The organism is Mesorhizobium sp. M1312, from assembly GCF_040318115.1.
GTDB lineage: Bacteria > Pseudomonadota > Alphaproteobacteria > Rhizobiales > Rhizobiaceae > Mesorhizobium.
On record NZ_JAMYLQ010000082.1, the window covers coordinates 1 to 2,830 of the forward strand.

The 2,830-nt window shown below is 61.0% G+C and carries 2 protein-coding genes and 2 pseudogenes; 2 read left to right on the forward strand and 2 right to left on the reverse strand.

The features are described 5' to 3' along the window. Nucleotides 1–83: 83 nt before the first annotated feature. Nucleotides 84–182, reverse strand: a pseudogene (locus NKH36_RS34505) (LysR family transcriptional regulator); the annotation flags it as partial. 574 nt (nucleotides 183–756) lie between these two features. On the opposite strand from NKH36_RS34505, the gene NKH36_RS34510 reads away from it, so the two are divergent. Beyond that, a complete protein-coding gene (locus NKH36_RS34510) occupies nucleotides 757–1,032 on the forward strand; it encodes an acyl carrier protein (protein ID WP_023679611.1) in 276 nt (91 codons plus the stop codon). After that, nucleotides 1,033–2,238, forward strand: a complete 1,206-nt coding sequence (locus tag NKH36_RS34515) for a beta-ketoacyl-[acyl-carrier-protein] synthase family protein (RefSeq protein WP_352966271.1) — start codon at nucleotides 1,033–1,035, stop codon at nucleotides 2,236–2,238. It abuts the gene before it with no gap. Here NKH36_RS34515 and NKH36_RS34520 read toward each other — a convergent pair. Next, a pseudogene (locus tag NKH36_RS34520) lies at nucleotides 2,225–2,385 on the reverse strand (LysR family transcriptional regulator); the annotation flags it as partial. The gene NKH36_RS34515 and the pseudogene NKH36_RS34520 overlap by 14 nt on opposite strands. Nucleotides 2,386–2,830 lie beyond the last annotated feature (445 nt).

Here is a 2,830-nt window from a genome sequence, read left to right on the forward strand (position 1 = left end):
AATGGTTCGGATCGGCTTAAGCAACCAAATCCTACGTCATTTCAAGGCTTGCGCCACATCCACCAACCCCCATGAATTTTTCAGGTTAGGTTGATGCGGCGTGCCGCCGCCGTGAGGCCGCGCTCGCTCAGCAGCGCGTCGAGAACGACGAGAAGATTCACATCGAGCCCTTTGAAACGCATGTCTTAGCTATCCATAGCGTGGATGCATTTGATTGAAACAAACGATTTTACCAATTTTCCGGAATGTCGCATGGACTTGGCAGGACCTCACGTGCGCCGATCACTGCCTCTATCGCGTGGCGAGTCCCTTGAGAAGAGCCCGAAAGAGGAAATCTGTCGCGTGCGGTGGAGATTGTACTGGGAATGAGAGGCAGCGCTCCGATCATGTCGAACTCTCCGACGAATGGCGGACCGGTACAATAGTTGATCGCAATGGTCCGGAGCTATGAAACATCTCGATTACATATGAGGTGCCGAGTGAATACGCTGACAGCACCCACCGTCGCAGCGTTTAGCTGACGTTTGACGACGGTTCCTATCCATTTACACGCAGATTCTTGATGTGCTGGCGCAAAAGCGGGAGGCCGGCGACTTTTCTTCGTCATCGGGCTGACGCCGCAGAAGCCGGAACTCGTCCGGTTCCTATGGGCATTGGGCTTGGTCGGTCGCATAGGCTCTATGAGGGGCAATTTTGGCAACGCGACGCGACTCGGGTTTTGAACGACGCCGAAAACGCAAGCTGGAAAGGAACAAGATGGCAGATCAACTCGCCAACGAAATTATCGCCATGATCAAGAAGCGCGCCGCGTCGGAGGGCGGCATAGCGCCTGCCACGGGCGGCGAGATAACGGCTGCCACGGGACTGACTTCGCTCGGTATCGATTCACTGGGATTGGCGGACGTTCTCTGGGACCTGGAGCAGGCCTACGGCATCGAGATCGAGATGAATACGGCCGAGGCATGGTCGGATCTCCAGAATGTTGGGGACATGGTGGAAGCCGTGCGCAGCTTGCTCGCTAAGGGGGTGTGAATGGACAGGCGCGTCGTGGTTACTGGGATTGGCGGGATTTGCGGGCTTGGGACCAACGCCGCCGCCATTTGGAGAGAGATGCGAGAAGGCCGCTCCGCCATCGGCCCAATCGTCAACTCCGAGCTCCATGAATTGAGGGTCAGGATCGGTGCCGAGATCAAGGCGCTGCCCGAGCATGACATCGACGGCAAGCAACTCATCTCCATGGACCGCTTCAGCCTGCTCGCTGTGCTTGCGGCGCGCGAAGCCATGCGTCAGGCCGGACTTTCCTCCAAAGAGGGAAATAGCTATCGCTTCGGTGCGACCGTGGGCGTTGGCGGCTGCGGGTGGGATGCGATCGAGCAAACCTACCGCGCCATCCTTCTGGGCGGTAAGCGTGCCGCTCTCTTGACTGTACCCAAGGCGATGCCGGGTGCCGCTGCCGGCCAGGTCAGCATGAGTCTCGGCCTGCGCGGGCCGGTCTTCGGCGTCACGTCCGCCTGTTCCTCGGCAAACCATGCGATTGCCTGCGCGGTGGACCAGATCAGGCTCGGCCGGGCCGACGTGATGCTTGCCGGCGGCAGCGAAGCGCCGCTCATATGGGGTGTGCTGAAGGCATGGGAAGCGATCCGCGTGCTTTCGCCCGATACTTGCCGGCCATTCTCGGCCGATCGCCAGGGCCTGTCGCTTGGTGAAGGCGCCGGCATGGCGGTGCTGGAAAGCTACGAGCATGCCCTGGCTCGGGGCGCCACCATCCTTGCCGAAATTGCCGGTGCCGGCCTTTCCGCCGATGCGTCCGACATCGTCGCGCCGACTGTCGAGGGGCCGGAGGCAGCAATGCGGGCCTGCCTTGCCGATGCCAGGCTGGACGCCGAGGATGTCGACTATCTCAACGCGCACGGCACCGGCACCAAGGCCAACGACCAGATCGAGACGGCGGCGATCAAGCGCGTCTTCGGTCAGCACGCCTTCTCAATGTCCATTTCTTCTACCAAGTCCATGCACGCGCATTGCCTCGGCGCGTCCGGCGCGCTCGAGTTGATCGCCTGCGTGATGGCTATCCGCGAGAGCGTCGTGCCGCCGACTGCCAATTATCGTGAGCTGGACCCCGATTGCGATCTCGACGTCACGCCCAATGTGGCACGCGAGCGCAAGGTGCGCGTGGCACTGAGCAACTCCTTCGCCTTTGGCGGCACGAACGCGGTTCTGGCGTTCAGGCAGGTGTAGAAGCCATGAGAGATGCCTCCGGCAACATTATCTCTCGCATCCAGATGCTTGCCGGATAACTATTGTGAAGGGCGGGTCATTGACCGCCTCGGCGAATGCGGGAAGTGGCAGCGGAAGCTCGACGATCCGGGGTATCGTCTTTGCGAGATTCTTAACTGTTGAAGCGGCTTGGACGTACCGCCGCCCCGTAAAAGGTAAGCGAGGCCCTGCGGGCTCGGCTTGAGGGTACACGACAATGTCTGGAAGCCGCAGGGTCGGCTCTGCGCCCGTTATAGTCGCCTGAGTGCTGCCGGCAAGAAGCCACCGGTGGTCATGGCCGAGATCGTGCATGAGATGGCCCCTTCTTGTGGACCATCGGGCGAGAGGTTTCACCATCATAGCGGTCTCGAACCAACGTGCGGCACAGCGCCGGGGGCGGAGCCACGGTGGGGAACTCCCGTCGGTGGTTATGTGGCCGAGCCAGTCCGCGCGGCGCCCTCTCCGATAGGGTTAGAAGGGTTCAGCTAGCCGCCTTGATGCACGGCGATAAGCTTTTGACGGCCTGAAGCGACGCTGTGGTCGCCGTTGCGGTGCTTTTCCACGCGCCTCGTCA